This window comes from Lignipirellula cremea (genome assembly GCF_056501455.1).
The window spans coordinates 309960-328374 of record NZ_CM151415.1; the positions used below are offsets into that span (position 1 = coordinate 309960).

Below are 18415 nucleotides of genomic sequence, written 5' to 3' on the forward strand. Positions count from 1 at the left end.
CTGGCGCGGCAGACTCGCTTCCGATCGGATCCGGGTTTCCCGGGAGCGATCCGGGCGGGCGTTCCGTCTGTGCGGACCGCCGCGAATCCTGCCCCCTCCATAGGATGCGTCTCGCAATCCTGCTACACTTGCGAGCTTTACCGCACAGTCCCGATTCGGACGTGGGTCTCTCCGTCCCGGGAGGTCCCGGTCCGTTCGCGCCTCGTCCGATACGCGTACCCGTTAGCCATCGCCCATGATCATTGCGCTCGACATCGACGGCACGATCGAGGAGCAGCCGGTCTTCTTTTGTCTGTTGACCCACGCGTTTTCCGCGGCGGGCCACGAGATCGTCATCCTCAGCGGCCGCGCTCCGAAGAGCGGTTCGACCGAGCAGGCTCTGGAGGGGTACAAGATCAAGTACGACCGGGTCGTCTACGCCAGCTCCATGGAGCAGAAGGCCAGTCTCTGCAAAGAGATGGGCGTCGACATCCTGTTCGACGACGAAGACGAAATCATCACCGCCGTCGACGAGAAGACGACCGTCTACAAGGTCCGCAACGACGCCAACTTCGATTACAACGATCGCAAGTGGCTCAGCACCGAGCGCCTCACCCGGCTGCTGTAGTTCGTTCGATCCTTGCTGAGCGGGGGGTGTAAACCCCCCGAGTTCGATCGTCACGCTACGCCCGTCGAACTGCGTTTTCGCAGGTCAGGCCTTGCCTGACGAACCGCGGATTACCCGTCGATAGCTTCCAACCGCGGCCGCTTCGCGGGTCACCGCCCCGCTCAAGGCGAAGCTTCCGAAGATCGCCGTCAGGCGATGCCTGACCTACAGGTCGGTCGATCGTTGGACGTCAGGCTTCGACTTCTGGGTGCCATGCCCACGTCGCGATAGCAGCGTGGGCATGTTAGGTTCGGGCGGCCCTGTACATGCCCACCCTGCCTTCGGCGATGTGGGCATGGCACACATGCCTAAGGTCGAACGGTAGACGAGCCACTACAGGAAGCGACCCTCAGCGCTGCTCCGCCGCGGTCGCCTCGGCCCTCACGCCGACGCCCAGCTTCTCCGCGTCGACGGCTCGCATCATGCCGTCGCGGACCTCCTCGAATTCGAGCGAGAGGTCGTAGCGTCCTTCCCGCTCGTCCTGATGCGGCAACCGGACCAGCCGCCGCGTCCAGTCGGGGTTATCGATGCACTGCCAGACGTTGCCGACGAAGGCGAACGTTTCCGGCGCCGTCTTCTCGCCGTAATTCAGGGCGCGGAAGTTCGAGACCTGGTGGCTTAGCGTGGCGCCCTCCCGAATCTTCGGCGTGTAAGGATCGGCCCGGAACGCGATGACGTTCCGCTCCAGACGCCCGTTGCGAGAGGGGACGAAGCCTTCGCCCTGGTTCTCCTGCAGGATGCGGACGGCCCAGCGTTCGGGAGCGTAGATCGTGCAATGCCGCACGACCGCGCCGTCGACGCCGACGAACGCGATGGCAGCCTGGCCGCCGATGAACGAGCAATCCTCGACCGTGATGTCCTTCGCCTCGAACCCCTGCGGCTCGGGGCGGAAGTAGGCCAGGCCCGTGCTGCCGCCGACGTTGATCGCCCGACCGCCCGCGTGCAGGAAGTCGCACCGGCGGATCACGATGTCCCGGCTGCCCCCCTTGGTCTGCACGCCGTTCGCCTGTCCCACGCCCGGATGAGAGAAGCGGCAGCGTTCGACGACGCCCCGCGAGCAGCCGACCATGTCGATGCCCGACCCGCTCTTCCCCCAGCGCTCGACGGTGCAGCCCTCGATCCGGAAGTCGACCAGGCCGGAGAGTTTGATGCCGTCGCGATTCCCCTCCGGTCCGACGTCGTGGACGCGGAGGTTCTTCAGCGTGATCTGCGTCGCAGGACGTTCGGCCGACCCGCCGTCATCGAGGTTGAGCCCGTTCGAGTCCTGGCCCGTGAAGACCAGATCCTGCAGCGTGACATGCTCCGGCGACGAAAGATGGATCCCGCTCGGGCCCCCCTCGATCGTCGCGGGTCGTTCGGGATCCGCTGACCCGATGACGATCGGATCGGCCTCCGTTCCCCGGAGCGATCGCTGGATGATTCCGCCGCGGTAGGTTCTCGGCTCGAGCAGGATCGTCGTCCCCGGCTGCGCCTCCCGGAGCGCCGCATCCAACTCGGCACGCGTTTCGACGCGAACCACTCGGCTTTCCGCAACGCTGACGCTCGTCAGCGCGAGCGAAGAGGCGACGACGACGAGCAGACTCAGTAGATAAGGAATGATGGCCATTCAGCCATCCTATCCTACTGGATCGGGATCGGCTGCTCAGCGACGGAGATCTTCAGCGAGACCGTGGCGCCGTCGCGCAGGACGTCGACCTGGGCCTGCGAATCGACCGGCGTCTGACCGACAGCGAGTTGCAGCCGGGTCGGATTCTCGATCGGAGCGCCGTTCCAGGCGACGATCACGTCCCCTTCCCGCATGCCGGCCTGACGGGCGGGCGAAGGAACGCCGGGGTAGTCGCGAACGTCGGTGACGACCGCGCCGAAGGGCGCCGGCAAGCCGCGCTCCGCCGCTTCGTCGGCGCTCATGTCGCGCATCGTGATGCCGAGCCATCCGCGGCGGAAACGACCCTCGGTCCTGAGCCGTTGCGTGACCGTTTCGGCGATGGAACTGGGAATCGAGAAGCTGATCCCCTGGTAGGCCTGCCCCACGATCGCCGCGTTCACGCCGACGACTTCCCCCCGCACGTTGACGAGCGGGCCGCCGCTGTTGCCGGGATTCACCGCGGCGTCGGTCTGCAGGTAATCGCGATAGATCGAGCCCGCTTTGCCGGCGCGGTTCTTCGCGCTCAGGATGCCGAACGTGATCGAGTGATCGAGCCCGAACGGACTTCCCACGGCCCAGACCGGGGCGCCGACGTCGAGTTCCTCGCTGTCGCCCCATTCGACGGGCACGAGTCCCTTCGCCTCGACCTTGATCAGGGCCAGGTCGGTCTCCGGATCGGAACCGACGACGACGGCGTCGAGGCGGCGACCGTCGTTGAGGGCGACCTCGATCGTGCCCGAGCCGTGAATCACGTGTTCGTTGGTCAGGATATAGCCGTCTTCGCTGACGACGAAGCCGGAGCCCTGCCCCTCGAATTCCGGCGCGACGCGAGGCGTCGGGCTGCGGAAGTCGTTGGAGACCAGCGTCGCCTCGACGGAGGCCGTGTCGATATGCACGACGCTCGGAGTGAGCTTCTGCGACACCCGTTCGAACGCCACCCGCATGTCGGCCAGCGGATCGGTCGCCAGCGCCAGCGTCGCTTCGGCATGCCGCGCCCGGTCGTGGCCGCGGGTGATCGCGAACTGGACCTCTTCGGCGATGCCGGGCACGAACCACTTCGCCAGCAGCAGCGCGGCGCCGAGCGCCAGCGTCGTACCCGTCAGCGAGATCAACCCGGCGAAGGCTCGCTGGATCGGACCCTCGCGACGCTCTGCGGGACGTTCGACGACGGTCTTCGGGGGTAGAGCCTCTTCCTCGCGACGATCCTCGAACGGATCGCCGCCCTCGGGAAGCCAGAACGTGGACGATGGTCGATCCGTCATGGACGGGCAGCCGATCGACGTGCGGAAGGGACGAACCGGTCGCGTCTTACCTGACAACCGCGAAACGCCCGCGGGAGTTTCGCGGTCTTTCAGAAAGACCGACTCCGGGGACGACCTCTTCCAAGGAAGGGCGCCGCCCGAATCGAGTTCGCTCGGTCGGCGGGTTTATTCTACCCATCCCGGCTCTGCGGACAAATCTCGACCTTCCCTGGCAGGCGCCCGTTGCCCGCTTCCTGATCGGTTTTTAACGAAAGACGGGGCGGATTGCCCATCGGAACGCGCGCGAACTGCGTCTGCCCGTCACGGTCGGCAGCATTCGTGCGACAGTTTCGTCAGGGCGAAGTCTGATTCCGCGAACCGTCCTGGTCGACCGGCAAGGCCGAACGCTCGGCGGGCGGCGCTTCGTCGACCGACGTGAAGAACACGCGACCCGATTCGCGTTGGTGACGCCGAGTCTCTTCGACGATGCGATCGAGATCGAAATCGCAGGCGGCAGCGAGACGGTCTCGGATCGCTTTGATTTCCTCCGTGGGGTCAGAAATCAATGATCGCTCCTCCCGGGTTGACGCGGGGTGCAGGTCTTCGAAGGACGACAGCCTTCCTCCCGGTATGCGTCAGAGATGCGTTTCTGAAGATGCGGGTTCGCACCACCCGCTGGTCGACTGCCCGACGAAAAACGGGACGCTTCCGCGTGGAAAGCGCCCCGTCGTCTGATCTTCGCGTCAAGCGAATCCTCGCCGTCGTCAGGCGGTGCCTGACCTACTAGTCGACCAAGCCTTATTCGTCAGGCGTTGGGGTAGAGATGTTTGAGTTTGACGCGAGCGTCGTCCGTCGTGAAGCGCCAGGTCGCAGCCTGACGCAGGCGGTTGCGTTCGCGCTGCCAGACGGCCATCGCTTCGTCCATCTCGGCCGCGCTTTCGAAGCGTCGCCCGACGCACTGCCGCGTCAGGACGGAAAGCTCGAACTCGGCCATGTTGAGCCAGCTGCCGTTCTTGGGCGTGTAGACGATCCGCAGGCGCTGGGCCAGGCGATGCGCCCGCTCGGCGTCGAAGGCATGGTACAGGCTCGCGACGTCGTGCGTGTTGAGGTTGTCGCAGACCAGCGTGACGAGTTCGGCCCGGGGATAGTCCCGCTCGAGCAGCTCGGCGACTTCTTCGGCCCAGTCGACTCGCGTTCGACCGTCGCGACCGGAGACGCGACGCCAGCCGCCGACGGGATCGAAGAACAAGAAGATCGACCGCACGCCGCGGCGCTCGTAGTGATGGTCCTCGCGGCGGGGCTGGCCCGGCGTCATCGGCAGCGACGGCTCGACGTCGGCCAGGATCTGCTTGGCCGCCTCGTCCATGCAGATCAGCACGTGCTCGTCGTCGAACGATTCGGCGTAGACGTCGAGCAGCTTCTCCATGCGGGCGACGAAGCGGGCGAGATCCTTCTCCGGGATGCAGAAGCGCCGCGTCCGCCAGGGCTGCAGCCTGTTTTTTTGAGCGTCTGGCGAACCGTCTCTTCGGAGACCTTCGTCACGATCGACAGCCGCATCGCCTCGTCGGCCAGAAGCTGCATCGTCCAGGCCTTGCGTCCGCCGGGCGGCGTCGAGCAGGCCAGCAGAACGAGCTTCGCTTCGGAGCGACCGTCGAAGATCGGCTGGACGCCGGGAGCCGAGCGGGCCTTCCGTTCGATCGCCGCGGCGACGTTTCCTTCGCGGACGAAGGCTTGCCGAATCCGGCAGACCTGCCGCTCGGAGAGCCCCACGATCTCGGCGATCGTGCCGTCGGTGCGACGACCGTCGACGTGCTCGCGATCGGACAGGAGCAGGATCCTCGTCCGGCGAACTTTCGCCGCCGGCGAGTCCCCTTTGCGGACGAACGCCGCGAGCTCCGCCCGGGTCTCAGGCGTCAGACGAACTTCCAGCTTTTCGTTCGTTGCCGGCATCCCTGCCTCCGCGAAAATCGAAAACGATCCCTCGACTCCCTCCGCGAAATCAGGTTAACCTCCGCCTGACGAATAAAGCCAGGTCGACTACTACAGGAAGACTCGTCCGCCTCAGTCCTTCTTCACCTCGAACTCCGCGTCGACGGCGTCGTCGTCGGCGCTCGCTTCCGGACCGGGACCAGCCTGGGGGCCGGCGCCGGCGCGGGCGTTGATCGAAGCGAGGAAGGCCTTCGCCGTCTGCTCCAGGCCGGCGATCGCCGACTTGATGCTGTCGCGATCGTCCGTCTTGGCCGCTTCGCGGGTACGCTGGATCGCCGCTTCGAGGGGCGCCTTGTCCGCGTCGGACAGTTTGTCGCCCTGCTCGTTGATCTGCTTCTCCAGATCGTACGCCTGGCGCTCAGCCTCGTTCCGCAGCGTGGCCAGTTCGACCTTCTTCTTGTCCTCTTCGGCGTGCGACTCGGCGTCCTTCCGCATCCGTTCGATCTCGGTTTCGGAGAGGCCGGACGACTGCTCGATCCGGACGCTGGCTTCCTTCCCGGTTCCCTTATCTTTGGCGGAAACGTTCAGGATGCCGTTCTGATCGAGGTCGAACTTCACAGCGATCTGCGGAACGCCGCGGGGTTGCGGGGCGATCCCTTCCAGATTGAACTCGCCCAGGACGCGGTTGTCCGCGGCCATCTTGCGCTCGCCCTGGTAGACCTTCACCGTCACCGCGGTCTGACCGTCGGCAGCCGTGCTGAAGACGTTCTCCTTCGCTGCCGGGATCGTGGTATTCCGTTCGACGAGAACGGTCATCACGCCCCCTTCGGTTTCGATGCCGAGCGACAGCGGCGTCACGTCGAGCAGCAGCACGTCGCGGCGTTCGCCCGACAGAACCGCGCCCTGGATGGCGGCGCCGATGGCGACGACTTCGTCCGGGTTGACCCCCTTGTGAGGCTCCTTGCCGAAGATGTCGCGAACGAGCGTCTGGACCTTCGGAATGCGCGTCGAACCGCCGACCAGAACGACTTCGTCGATCTGCTTCGGGTCGAGCTTCGCATCCTTCAGCGCCTGCATCACGGGCTTGCGACAACGCTCGATGAGCGAGTCGGTCAGCTTCTCGAATTCCGTCCGCGTGATCGTCACCTGCAGGTGCTTGGGACCCGTGTCGTTCACGAGAATGAACGGCAGGTTGATGTCCGTCTGCTGCAAGCCCGAGAGATCGCGCTTGGCCTTTTCGCACGCCTCCTGGAGGCGTTGCAGGGCCATCGTGTCTTTCCGCAGATCGACGCCGTTGGTCTTCTGGAACTGGTCCGCGACGAAGTGGATGAGCGCCGCGTCGAAGTCATCGCCGCCGAGGTGCGTGTCGCCCGAGGTGCTGATGACCTCGAAGACCTTGTGCCCGTCCTCGTCGACGACCTTCAGCACGGAAACGTCGAACGTTCCGCCGCCGAGGTCGAACACGACGATCGTCTCGTTCTTCTGCTTGTCGAGTCCGTACGCCATGGCGGCAGCGGTCGGCTCGTTGATGATGCGAGCGACTTCTAATCCCGCGATCGCGCCGGCGTCTTTCGTCGCCTGACGCTGCGCGTCGTTGAAGTAGGCCGGGACGGTGATGACCGCCTTGTTGACCTTATGCCCCAGGTAGGCCTCGGCCGATTCCTTCAGCTTGCGCAGGACCTTGGCCGAGATCTCCTGCGGCGTGTACTTCTTGCCGGCGACCTCGATCTTGACGTACTCGCTGGGGGCGCCGACGACCTTGTACGGCACCATCTTCTCTTCGCCCTCGACCTCCTCGTGCCGGCGGCCCATGAACCGCTTGACGGAGTAGATCGTCTTGGTGGGGTTCATCACCGCCTGACGCCGGGCCGGTTCGCCGACGAGCGTATCGCCCTTGTCGTCGAAGCCGACGACGCTGGGGGTGATGCGGCTGCCCTCGGGGTTGGGGATGACCTTGACCTCGCTCCCCTCCATGACGGCCACGACCGAGTTCGTCGTGCCGAGGTCGATGCCGATAATCTTTTCTCCCTGAGCCATAATCCTGCTCCCTTCTTTTTCAGTCTTTAACCGCGGCGACAGTCGGCTCGGCAGAACGCCCGGATCGACCGTTCGAACGCCGCGGATTCGCTGTCGCCCCTTAAAGCAACCGTTATGCCACTTCGGGGGGCGGCGATCGGTCGATCGGCGCAAGGCCCCGCGATACAAGCGCTTGCGGTAGAAGATTCTTCGCGCCGGATCCTCGCCTGCCGCGCGCCGCTTGGAAGCTCCGCCAAAATGACAGCGGCCGCGAACGCCGGACCGGGGAGAGCTTTCTTTTCGTTAAGGCGCCGCCGGGAGCCGCTCCGCCGCACGCCGAAACGGCAGAGTCGCCGTCGCTGGCCTGCCGCGCCGCAGGAGGCGCTGACCCGCGTTGACGCTGTCGAGGGTCTGCCGTCCAATCGGTCGATCCGCGGGCCGGTAGGGACCGCAGGCCCGCGCTTTTCCCTCGGCATTCGTCGCATGACCCGTTCTCAGCCGCCTGCGTCGCCCCCTTCGGACGATTCGCTGATCGCCGAACTTCGGGAGAACCTTCGGGCGATCGCCGAACTCCTCCAGCGTCGGGCGCAGGTCATCGATCAGGCGCGGCGGTCGGGCGCCGATCTTCGCTCCCGGGAGGCGGAGTGGAACGCGGTCGATCTCTCCGGGATTCCGAAAGCGGACCCGCCGTTTCCTGCCGAGTCCGCCGCCGCGGCGCTTCGCGAGATCATCGCCGCCAGCCGGACGCTGGTTCGCGCGACGCGCGTCGCGTTCCTCGGCCCTGAGTGGAGCTACTCCCACCTGGCCGCGCTGCAGGCGTTCGGCCATGCGGTGGAACTGATCCCCGTCGGCTCGATCGGCGCCACGTTCGAGGCCGTGGAGCGGGGAGACGCCGACTTCGGCCTGGCGCCGCTGGAGAACTCCACCGACGGCGGCATCGTCGACACGCTCGACGTCCTCGCGCGGAAGCCGCAGTCGATCTGCGGCGAAGTGACCGTGCCGATTCGGCATTGCCTGTTCAGCAAGTCGCCCCGGGCGGAGATCCGCGAGGTCTATTCCAAGCCCCAGGCGCTGTCGCAGTGCCGGCGCTGGCTGGCGGAGAACCTTCCCTGGGCCCGCACGATCGAGTTCTCCAGCACCGCGGAGGCTGTCCGCCTGGCAGGCGAGAAACCGGGCGCCGCCGCGGTGGCCAGTCGCGAATCGGGCATGGCCTACGACGTGCCGCTCGTCGCCGAGAGCATCGAGGACCAGAAGGACAACGCCACGCGGTTCGCCGTGATCGGGTCGGAACCGACGGTCCCGTCAGGCGACGACAAGACGGCGCTGCGACTGCGGGTCGCGCACGTCCCGGGCGCGCTGGCCGACGCGACGGCCATCTTCCGCGAATTCGAGTGCAACCTGAACTGGATCGAGTCGTTCCCGATGCCCGGTTCGCGCAGCGAGTACCTCTTCTTCATCGAGTTCGAAGGGCACCGCGACGAGCCCCGCGTCCGGCAGATGCTCGAGGCGCTCGATCGGACGACGCAGGATCTGGTCGTCCTGGGCTCCTTCCCCCGTCGCGACTGGCGCAAGGGCCCGAACGGCGGGTAGCAGGCGCTCTGTCTGAGCGGGGGACGAAAGTCCCCCCGAAGCGCGACGCCGAATTCGACGCTCGCGCAGTCAGTCCGACGCTCGTTCCGCTGCATCTCGGGGGACTTTCGTCCCCCGCTCAGGCGCGAGTTCGGCTACGCCGCTTTCCGCAGCGGTTCTTCGCCGGCGGAGCGGACTTCCAGGACGCTGCCGTCCGGGGCGTGGAACTTGAGCTGGTTCTCTTCGATGAACCAGATCGCCTGCAGGCCGCCGCGGTGATAGCGCCGCCCGCAGTAATAGCCGTCGCGGATCAGGATCGTCTCCCGAACCTCGCCGCTCTCGGCGCCGAGGCGGTCGAACGTCTCGCGGATCAGGCCGCGAACCTTTTCGGCCGTGGAAGCGGGAATCATACGATCCGGGGGCGCCGAGCGGGAAGCGATCGTGCGACTCGTGCGCGGAGAGGCGCCGCATCGGCGGCGTAAGCGCTCGGTCGTCGTCAACTTCGGAAACGAACCAGGGAAGCGATCGTCGCGAAAACCGGGCGTTCTGAGCGCCGTTTCCCGCGTCGATGCACGCCGCCGGAAACGCATTTCGCCGGTGCGGCAAGCAATAACTTCATCGGAAGGCCGCCCGCATCGCCTTCGCATGATCCGCCGGAATTTCCGAAGAATCGGCAGAACGCTCGCGACTGGCGCCTTTTGACCGAAGGGCGTCGATGGGAAGGCGAAACCTTGCCGGTTAGCGAAGTCAGTCGGCCTGCTTTTCGACGACCGCTTCCACGATCTGCCGGTCGAAGTAGTTCAGCGCCATCCCGGCGTCGACGACGATCGACTGGGCCTGCAAACCCGACGATCGGGGGCTCAGCAGAAATGCCGCGACGTTCGCCGCCTCGAGCGTCTCGACCGCCCTGCCCCGCGGGATCGCCTTTTCCGCGAAGAGGTACGAATCGACGTAGCCCGGGATCCCGGCAGACGCGCTCGTCTTGAGCAGCCCCGGCGAAACGGCGTTGAACCGCACTTCCGAGAAGCCGCTGAACGACTTGGCGAGAAAGGCCAGCGACGATTCGAGCGCCGCTTTCACGGGCGCCATGAAGCCGTAGTTCTCGCTCGCCATCCGCGTGGTCGAGATGGAGACCGTCACGACCGAAGCGTCCTTCACGAAGCGATCCTTCAGCGCGTTCGCGACGGCGATCAGCGAGTAGCACGAAACGTCGATCGTCCTCAGGAACTGCGCCCGGCCCGTTTCGTGGAACGGCTTCATGCCCCCTTCGTAGTCGGCGAAGGCGATCGAGTGGAACAGGCCGTGCAGTTCGCCCCCTGCTTCTGCGACGCTGACCGAAAGGGCCTCGATCTGCTCCGGCTTCTCGACGTCGCAGACGAAGATCGGCACGTTCGGGAAGAGCTTCGCGACCTGTTCGCGTCGCGTCTCGCTGCGGACCGACAGCAGCAACTCGGCGCCGGCGTCCTGCAGGATCTTCGCGACGTGAAAGGCCACGCTCTTCTTGTTCGCGATCCCCAGGATCAGAACCTTCTTGCCGGCAAGCTGGAGGAAGTCCATCGCGTTTCTACGATTGGGGCGAGCGGAGGGTGTCAGCCCTCCGTGGTTTCTATGTCGAGCGAGGCGATTCTTCGTCGTGGTTCGTCGATCGTCCAATGTCAGTTTCTCCTCCGGGTGCCACTGGCTCTGCCAGTGCTTTTCCGGAGGCCGGATCGCTCGTGTTAGGCGACCGTTCAAGCTGCAGCACCGGCAGAGCCAGTGGCACCCGAAACTCTTCGTTCGGCCTGACAGAAAACGGTAGTCGAAGCGCTGGCGAAAGCACGGAGGGCTGACACCCTCCGCTCGCCGGGACTGGTTCTACGTTACTGAGGTTGCGCGGCAGTCACGGCGAACGAGAACCGCATGGCCAGCTTGCCGTCGACGGTCGTCTTCGACTCCATGTAATACGCGTCGGCCAGTCGCTCCTTGAGCGTGATCTCCATGCGGATCTCGTCGCCGGGGCGGACCATCCGCTTGAGCTTCACGTCGTCGATCCGCGCGGCGACCGGCACCTTGCCGTCGAGCGGTTCGTTCCGCAGCGCGATCAGCACGGCGCCTGCCTGCATCGCCGCTTCGCAGAGCATGACGCCCGGCACGATCGGATAGTCGGGGTAGTGACCCTGGAAGTAGAACTCGTCGCCCGTGAACTTCTTCGTGCAGACGATCCGCTCCGGGTCATGCTCCACGACGGCGTCGAGCATCAGCATCGGCGGGCGATGCGGAATGAGGTTCTGAATCTCCGCGGCGTCGAGCGGCATGTATCTCGTAGGTCAGGCATTGCCTGACGGCTAAGGGAAGACGTTTCGAGGCATCGAGCGACTTGGACGGCCTTCGCTTGAGCGTCACGCGAGTTGCTGCCGTCGTCAGGCGATGCCTGACCTACGAAAGAGCGACTCGTCGATTACGCTTTCGCGCTCTCCGCGGAGACCGCTGTCGACGATCCCTCGCTCGCCAGCAGGCCGTCGACGTCGTTGGCGACGATGACGCCGTAATTGATGGCGCCGAGCCAGCCCGACATGATGATGCCGACGCTGCCGGCATGGTAGAGGCCGCGGATCCGCTGGGGCAGATCGCGACTGACGCCGAGCCCTTCGAACTTGGTGCCGAAGCTCGCGCCTGCGACGTGATGGGTGTAATGCTCGAACGTCTTCGGCGTGGCGGCCTCGGCGTGGATGATCCGCTCGCGGCAGTTCGGCACGTACTTCTCGAGCGCGTCGAGCGTCGTCTCGACCAGGTCGGCTTTGCTCGCCTCGTACTCGTCCTCGGGCAGCCTGGCCCAGTCGTCGTAGTGGGCGTTCGTGCTGCTGACGATCAGCGTCCGCGGACGACCCTCGGGCCGCGTTCGCGGGTAATAGAACGAGAACGTCCGGCTGGTCACGTCGCGGGAGAGCAGCGCCTCGGTGTTGAATTCGGTCGCCGTCGAACTGAAGAGCAGATCGCCGGTCGATTCGTCGATCTCGTCGCCTTCCTGCAGCGCCATGTAGACCTGCGTGCTGCTGTTGTTCAGCCGCACGGCCCGGGCCTGTTCCACGAAGTCGGGTTCGAACTTCTCCTCGCCGACCAGCCGAAAGATGGTCGATCGGAGGTTCGCGTTGGAGACGACCGACTTGCAGCGGATGAGCTTGCCGTTGACGCAGACGCCGCGGACCTGACCGTTCTCCGTCTCGATCTTCTCGACGTCGCAGCGGATACGAACGTCGACGCCGCTGGCCTTCAGTTCCTTCTCCATCATCCCGACCAGGCGATCGGTGCCCCCTTCGAAGGTGAAGACCCCCTTCGACATGAAGTTGGAGAAGACGATGCCGTAGGTGATCGCCGGATCTTCCAGGGTCGATCCGTTGGCGTAGACGATCGGCTCCATCAGCAGACGGATCACGTCGTCGCGACCGGGGAAGAAGCGTTCGAAGAGCTGGCCCGTCGTCGTCGTCTGATCGTCGTAGAAGTTCATCGACCGGGCGGTGTCGAAGAACGCCGTGACGGTCTCCGCCGGGATGCCGAACTTCGTGGTGAGCAACTCGGTGAAGTTCTCGCGATCGTAGGTCGTCGTGAGCGAGAACATGGGGTTGTCGAAGCGAACCCCCTCTAACTGCACGATCGAGTCGGCGATCTCCTTCGACCAGTAGCGCCGGCAGGACTTGATCATGCCGTACGGAAAGCCGTGCAGCGAGATATCGAAGATGTGCCCGCCCGGTCGTTTGAACCAGGTCGCCATCCCGCCCAGCTTGTAGTGCTGTTCGAGCAGGAGCGTACGCCGGCCCGCGCGGCCCAGCACGTTCGCCGCGGTCATCCCGGCGAGGCCGCTTCCGATCACGATGCAGTCGTATTCGTCGGCGACGCCGGCGAGAAAGTCCTTGGGCATGCTTCTCGTATTTCGTAGGGTGGGTCTTGACCCACCTGTCGCGGACCCTGTCGATCGATAGATGATTCGCTAAAGATTGGGGCGCTGCATGAAGCGATCGTGTCGCGTCGAACGTCGTGGAAACCGACAATGAATCACTGTCGAATGACCGTATGGACGACAGGTGGGTCAAGACCCACCCTACGAGAAGAGGCTCATGACGCGGTCGACTGGTCGGCCAAACACCACCGGTTCGCCATCGAGATGCCGCTGACGATCGAGCCGATGATGCCGATGTAGCCCTGGTCAGTGCCGCAGAGGTAGAGGTTGTCGAGGTGGGTCCTGCCGTCGAGCACCTTCTCCGGCGCTCCGTAAACGGCGCCGTTCTCGTGCCAGGTGAACCGGCGGATGGTCGTCGGCGTGAACATGTCCGAGGCGACGATCCTGCGGCGGAAGTCGGGCATGAAGCGGGTCGCCGACGCGTTCACGCGATCGAACCACTCGTGCTTGGCCAGCCGGTACTCGGACTCGCTCATACGGCTCCAGGCATCCCAATCCGCGATCGCGGTCACGCGGATCACGCCCTCTTCCAGCAGTTCGCCCTGCGGATAGTCGAAGTTGTTCGGCGAACAGATGACGCCCGTGCGGAGGTCGACCGGCGTTTCCGTCGGACGCTCCCAGTGAAACGTCTCCGAATCGTTGTAGAAGACGATCGTGCGATCGTGGCCGAGTTGCTGCGGCAGGCGATCGAGGATCGAGACGGTCTCCACGAACGACAGGTTCCCCGCCTGGGCCTGATCGACGACCGTCAGATCGTCGCACAGCTTCAGCGTTTCGAGCCGGCCCGCTGACGACAGGATCCGTTTGGCGAGAAGTTCTTCGCCGTTTTCCAGAACGACGCCGACGGCGCGGCCGTTCTCGGTCTTGATCGATTTGACGCCGGTTCGAAGCCGCAGTTCGCCGCCGAGACCGCGGAACTTCTTGACCAGGTTCTTCAGAATCAGCCGCACGCCCTTGAAGGGTCGGGCGAGCCCTTCCAGGTAGAGCGCGCGGAACATGATGCAGAACTGGCCCCAGTCCATGTCCCGCTCGCGCGCGTTGCCGTACCACATCAGCGGGCAGAGCAGCATCTCGATCAGCAGCGGATCGCTGAGCGTCTCGCCCAGAACCTTTCGGGCGGAGATCTGGAACGCGGCTTCGTCGAGCTCGTCGTAGTCGAGGATCTTCCCCAGCAGCGCGCGGTAACGATCCCGTTCGCGGGGGAACTTCTTCTCGACCTCGGAGGCGAGCACCTCGGGGTCGTTCGTGAACTTCAGCCGGACGCCGGGGAAGGCGATCTCGGAACCGAGCTGCGGCGAGAGGGCGAAGTCCTCCCACTTGAAGCGGAGCTGCCTGAGGAGCTTCGCCAGGGGGCCCTTCTTGGTCCCCTTTTCGGTGAAGTTCGTGACCGCGTGCAGACCGACGTCGTAGTCGCGTCGGTTCAGGCGATAGAACGAATTGAGCCCGCCGATGGTCGTGTGCTTTTCCAGCACGCAGACCTTCTGCTCGAAGTGGGCCAGGCGGATGCCCGCCGCCAGGCCGGACATGCCGGCGCCGATGATGATCGTGTCGTACATGCGGCGCCGCGCAGGGCTATGCACTGGCAGAGCCAGTGGCACCAGAATCGGACGCTGGTCGTACCAACGACGCCCGAAGGAGCGAACCTACGTCTTGCTGAGGTCCTTCATCTTGGGAGCGAGGTAGTCGACGGTGCTCTGCATCGAGGCGAGCTGGCCGTAATCTTCCTCGGGAACCTGCACGCGGTGGCGCTTGCGGAGTTCCATGACGATGTCGAGGAAGTCCATGCTGTCGAGTTCGATCTGATCGCGGAACGGCTTCGCGTCGTCGAGCGAACCGAGGTCCTCGTCCGGGGCGATGTCAGACAGGATGTCGAGGATTTCCTCGCGAATCTCCGCAGGCGTCATGAGGCGAGAGCGCTCCAGGCAGACTGAACGACAGGGCGGACGGCGAACCGCAATCGGGCCGGGATATCTTACCCGTCTTGCCCCCCGGCGGAAACCGGCGGGAGCGTCCGCGAATCTCTGAGCGGGGGACGAAAGTCCCCCGAGTTCCGAACCGCTCGAACGACGTTCCATCGCAACGGCGAGCGGAGGGTGTCAGCCCTCCGTGCATGCGGCGTGATCCAGCGATTCCGACACGGAGGGCTGACACCCTCCGCTCGCCGGGAAATTCCCTCACTCCGTGAACCGCTTCACGATCAACACGGAATTGATGCCGAGCATGCCGAACGAATTGTTCAGCACGTAGTCGCAGCGCTCCATCTCGCGGGGCTGGTTCAGCACCAGGCCCTCCAGCGCGCAGTCCGGATCGAGGTCGTCGACGTTGATCGTCGCGTGCGCGACCCGGTCCTCGAACGCCGGCAGATTTCCGGCCAACTCCAGCGCCCCGGCGGCACCCATGGCGTGGCCGATGAAGCTCTTCGTGTTGTTGATGAACGTGGTCTTCGAATGGCCGAAGACCTTGCGCAGGGCTGCGACTTCCTGGATGTCGCCCTGCCCCGTGCCGGTCGCGTGCGTGCTGACCAGGTCGATCCGCTCCGCCGGGATGCCGGCCCGACCGAGCGCCAGATGCATGCACTCGGCCTGGCGTTCCGGATTGGGGAGCACGAAGTCGGTGGCGTCGGTGTTGATCGCGTAGCCGACGATCTCCGCGAGGACCTTCGCCCCGCGGGCCTTCGCGTCGGAGAGCCGTTCCAGGACGTACATGCAGCCCCCTTCGGAGACGACGATGCCGTTACGGGCGACGTCGAAGGGGCGGGAAGCCTTCGCCGGTTCGGCATGTTCGGCCAGAGCGCCCTGGCTCTTGAAGCCGGCGAAGATGCCGAACGTGCGGATGCTCTCCGAGATGCCGCCCGCGAGCGCGACGTCGCACTCGCCGAGCCTGAGCATCTGCAGACCCTGGATCAGGCCGGCGTTACCCGCCGCGCAGGCCGCGCCGATCGTGTAGTGCGGGCCGGTGACGCCGAGGTTCAGGGCCGCTTCGCCTGCCGGGTTGTTGGCGACGGTGCGGGGGTTGTGGTGGTGCGACCAGCAACTGGTGTCGTAGTTGAAGGCCTTGATCTCGTTGATTTCGTTTTCGGTCTCGACGTTGCCGTGCTCGGTCACGCCGACGTAGATCCCGACGCGGGACTTGTCGACGTTTTCCCAGTCGAGGCCCGAATCGGCGATCGCTTCCCGCGTGCAGTAGATGCCGACGCTGCCCGCGCGGGTGCCCCGGCGAAGATCGCGCTTCGGCTGGTACTTGGTCGCCTCGAAGTCGCAGATTCCGGCGAGCGTTTCGCCGATGTAGCGGATTTCGTACTTCGACACGCCGCTGACGCCGGCGAGGAGATTCTCCCGGTATTCCTTCAGCGTATTCCCGTTGGGCGACGTCAGGCCGATGCCGGTGACGACGATCCGCCACTCGTCGGAATCGCGGCGGGGAGGAAAGTCGCGGTCTGGCGAAGCGATCATTCAGGAAGGCCGGAGGCGAACGGGGTAGCGAGAGCGTCCGCCGGATGCGCAGACGCTGAGCGATGAAACGCGCCGGAAAACCGTCGGCAGCGCTAAAAAAAGTTAGGCGAATCGGGCCGTGCCGGCAAGCGGCGACCGATCGGAATCGGCTGGCCGCAGATCGTCGCAGGCCGGTAGGGCTCTACGAATTCGGAGCCTGAAGCGTTCGTTCCGTGTGCCACTGCTGGCTTGTCCAGCAGTGCAGCGCCCCGGAAGTGATTCCGACTCTGCGAGAGCGTCCATCACGAAGTCGCCGCCCGGATCGAAGCGTTCCTTCGGGAAACGACGGCTGCGATCGGCGGACGAACCGCTGCCCGCTGCACTGCTGGACAAGCCAGCAGTGGCACACGGGTCACCGAGACAGGGTCTGAACGGACGGGATCCTACTCCCGAGCGGGCGGCTTTTCGTCGATTCGGAAGAGTTCGGTGCGAGGGACGATCTGGTCCCAGGCGTCGGTGTAGCCGATCCAGTGGATCTTCACCTTGCCGTCCGGTTCCAGGCTGACGATCTCGACGGGGTACCACTGTCCGGCCCATTTGGCCTGAAACTTATCGCCCTTCTGGATCTTGTAATCCTGGGCGACGACCTGGGGTTCGATCGCCTCCGACGGCTCGTTCTGCGGCGTGTTCGGCGTGCCGGCGGGAGCGGTCGCGGTGGGCGCCGACGCCGTCGCCGAGGGCGCGGGCTTGAGCTCTTCCGGCGCGGGGTCGAGGTAGAGATCCTGCACCCGCTTCTCCAGCGGTTCGCCCCCCTTCGCGGACTGGATCTTCACGACGCCGCTGGCGGCGGGGCCCATCGCGACGAACGGCTCCATGCCGTGCAGCGTGAAGCCGACCAGCCGGGTTCCCTCCTCGATTTCCTTCTCGGGCGGCGCCGCCAGACGCTTCGGCGCCTGGCCAGCGGAGAGCCGCTGGTCGTACTTCTTGAAGTTCGCGGCGATGGCGGGGTCGTTCCCCTTCGCGGCTTCCAGGGCGCTCGCCTCCAGTTCCAGCTTCTCCCGCTCGGGCTTCATCACGTAGGGGAGATAGAGCCCGCCCGGTCGTGCGAGATAGGTCAGCACGCTGACCGGTTCGCCGGCGGCTGCCGCTTCATACACGACCCCGGGCGATTTTCGTTCGCCGGTCGCGACCAAGACGGGCGTTCCCTTAGGAAGCGCGACGTCGGCAGGCGCCGCCACGGTTTCGAGCGTCGGATTCGTCGCGTCCTCCACGGACGGCGGCTCGCCCTTTCGCATCGCCGCGGCGAGTTCCTTTTCGGTGCCGAACCAGTAGGGCGCCGACAGCCGGACGGGAGGCTGTTCCTTGATCGGCGAAGCGGCGGTCATTTCCAGATAGATCCGCGCCCCGCCCGGGATCTTTCCGCGCCAGTCGAGCAGTCCGCCGACGATTCCGCCCAGCCGGTCGGACTCGCGGGGTCCGTTGACGCTCATGTTGACGTAGTGCGCGTAACGTCCGCCGTGAGCGGGCAGGATGACCAGCTGCACGCTTTTCGGCAGCGTCGTGACGAGCCAGTTCCGCTCGACCGTGCCGCTCAGGACTTCCTGATCGACGTGGTTCCGTTCGATCTTCAGGCTGGTGATCGCGTAAGCCGGTTCCTTCGCAGGCCCTTTCGACGGCTCGATCAGGGGCGGAAGTCCCTGCGACAGCCAGTCGTCGCGCTCGGCAGCGAGTGCGACGTTCGCGACGGAGAGAACTCCGCAGGCGGAGATCCCGAGCAGGCCGGTCACCAAGACCCGGCGGAAGCAGGCGACGAACATTCCAGGCGACTCCAGGAAGAGAGGGCCGAACGGCTTCGGCGGGAGACGAACGGAAGGAAGCTCCACGAGCGGACGCAACTGCTTCGCCCCGGCGGCTCCGATCTTGAACGTCCTGACGCTTCGGCCGAACGCATTTCTACCGGTTTAGTACCAGGAAACGGGCCGGCGGGAAGCCTGACGGCGGACT

Annotated in this window: 15 protein-coding genes; 2 read left to right on the forward strand and 13 right to left on the reverse strand. The window is 65.3% G+C overall.

Annotated features, from left to right (window positions below):
• The first annotated feature begins 235 nt into the window (after window positions 1-235).
• Entirely contained in the window at window positions 236-607 is a 372-nt protein-coding gene (locus SH602x_RS01305) for a hypothetical protein (protein WP_479475095.1), read from the forward strand.
• 388 nt (window positions 608-995) lie between these two features.
• Here the strand turns inward: SH602x_RS01305 and SH602x_RS01310 are convergent, their stop codons facing one another.
• From SH602x_RS01310 to dnaK, 5 genes are all read right to left on the reverse strand, one after another.
• Window positions 996-2252 (reverse strand): right-handed parallel beta-helix repeat-containing protein, encoded by a 1257-nt coding sequence (locus SH602x_RS01310; RefSeq protein WP_479475096.1) that lies wholly within the window; start codon window positions 2250-2252, stop codon window positions 996-998.
• A 14-nt stretch (window positions 2253-2266) separates the two neighbouring features.
• The gene (locus tag SH602x_RS01315) at window positions 2267-3553 is read right to left on the reverse strand and encodes a S1C family serine protease (protein ID WP_479475097.1); all 1287 of its coding nucleotides are present in this window, start codon (window positions 3551-3553) and stop codon (window positions 2267-2269) included.
• Window positions 3554-3885: 332 nt separating this feature from the next.
• On the reverse strand, window positions 3886-4098 hold the full coding sequence (locus tag SH602x_RS01320; RefSeq protein ID WP_479475098.1) for a hypothetical protein: 213 nt from the start codon (window positions 4096-4098) through the stop codon (window positions 3886-3888).
• 239 nt (window positions 4099-4337) lie between these two features.
• A protein-coding gene (locus tag SH602x_RS01325) for an IS630 family transposase (RefSeq protein WP_479472857.1) occupies window positions 4338-5482 on the reverse strand; the annotation gives its coding sequence in 2 pieces (ribosomal slippage) (window positions 4338-5035 and window positions 5035-5482; 1146 coding nt in all).
• Window positions 5483-5593: 111 nt separating this feature from the next.
• Window positions 5594-7498: a molecular chaperone DnaK gene (gene dnaK / locus SH602x_RS01330; protein ID WP_479475099.1), complete on the reverse strand. Its 1905-nt coding sequence runs from the start codon at window positions 7496-7498 to the stop codon at window positions 5594-5596.
• A 462-nt stretch (window positions 7499-7960) separates the two neighbouring features.
• Here dnaK and pheA point away from each other — a divergent pair, with 462 nt between their 5' ends.
• The gene (gene pheA, locus SH602x_RS01335) at window positions 7961-9067 is read left to right on the forward strand and encodes a prephenate dehydratase (protein WP_479475100.1); all 1107 of its coding nucleotides are present in this window, start codon (window positions 7961-7963) and stop codon (window positions 9065-9067) included.
• Window positions 9068-9201: 134 nt separating this feature from the next.
• Here pheA and SH602x_RS01340 read toward each other — a convergent pair whose 3' ends face one another.
• From SH602x_RS01340 to SH602x_RS01375, 8 genes are all read right to left on the reverse strand, one after another.
• Window positions 9202-9456 (reverse strand): hypothetical protein, encoded by a 255-nt coding sequence (locus SH602x_RS01340; protein WP_479475101.1) that lies wholly within the window; start codon window positions 9454-9456, stop codon window positions 9202-9204.
• A gap of 337 nt (window positions 9457-9793) precedes the next feature.
• Window positions 9794-10603: an enoyl-ACP reductase FabI gene (locus SH602x_RS01345; RefSeq protein WP_479475102.1), complete on the reverse strand. Its 810-nt coding sequence runs from the start codon at window positions 10601-10603 to the stop codon at window positions 9794-9796.
• A 302-nt stretch (window positions 10604-10905) separates the two neighbouring features.
• Complete coding sequence (gene fabZ, locus SH602x_RS01350) at window positions 10906-11340, reverse strand: 3-hydroxyacyl-ACP dehydratase FabZ (RefSeq protein ID WP_479470225.1); 435 nt, start codon at window positions 11338-11340, stop codon at window positions 10906-10908.
• Window positions 11341-11483: 143 nt separating this feature from the next.
• Window positions 11484-12941: a phytoene desaturase family protein gene (locus SH602x_RS01355; RefSeq protein WP_479475103.1), complete on the reverse strand. Its 1458-nt coding sequence runs from the start codon at window positions 12939-12941 to the stop codon at window positions 11484-11486.
• A gap of 194 nt (window positions 12942-13135) precedes the next feature.
• Window positions 13136-14536 carry a phytoene desaturase family protein gene (locus SH602x_RS01360; RefSeq protein WP_479475104.1) on the reverse strand — a complete coding sequence of 467 codons (1401 nt, stop codon included), beginning with the start codon at window positions 14534-14536 and terminating at the stop codon, window positions 13136-13138.
• A gap of 87 nt (window positions 14537-14623) precedes the next feature.
• Complete coding sequence (locus SH602x_RS01365) at window positions 14624-14884, reverse strand: acyl carrier protein (protein WP_479470222.1); 261 nt, start codon at window positions 14882-14884, stop codon at window positions 14624-14626.
• Window positions 14885-15154: 270 nt separating this feature from the next.
• Window positions 15155-16432, reverse strand: a complete 1278-nt coding sequence (locus SH602x_RS01370; RefSeq protein ID WP_479475105.1) for a beta-ketoacyl-[acyl-carrier-protein] synthase family protein — start codon at window positions 16430-16432, stop codon at window positions 15155-15157.
• A gap of 422 nt (window positions 16433-16854) precedes the next feature.
• On the reverse strand, window positions 16855-18228 hold the full coding sequence (locus SH602x_RS01375; protein WP_479475106.1) for an MBT domain-containing protein: 1374 nt from the start codon (window positions 18226-18228) through the stop codon (window positions 16855-16857).
• Window positions 18229-18415: the final 187 nt, after the last annotated feature.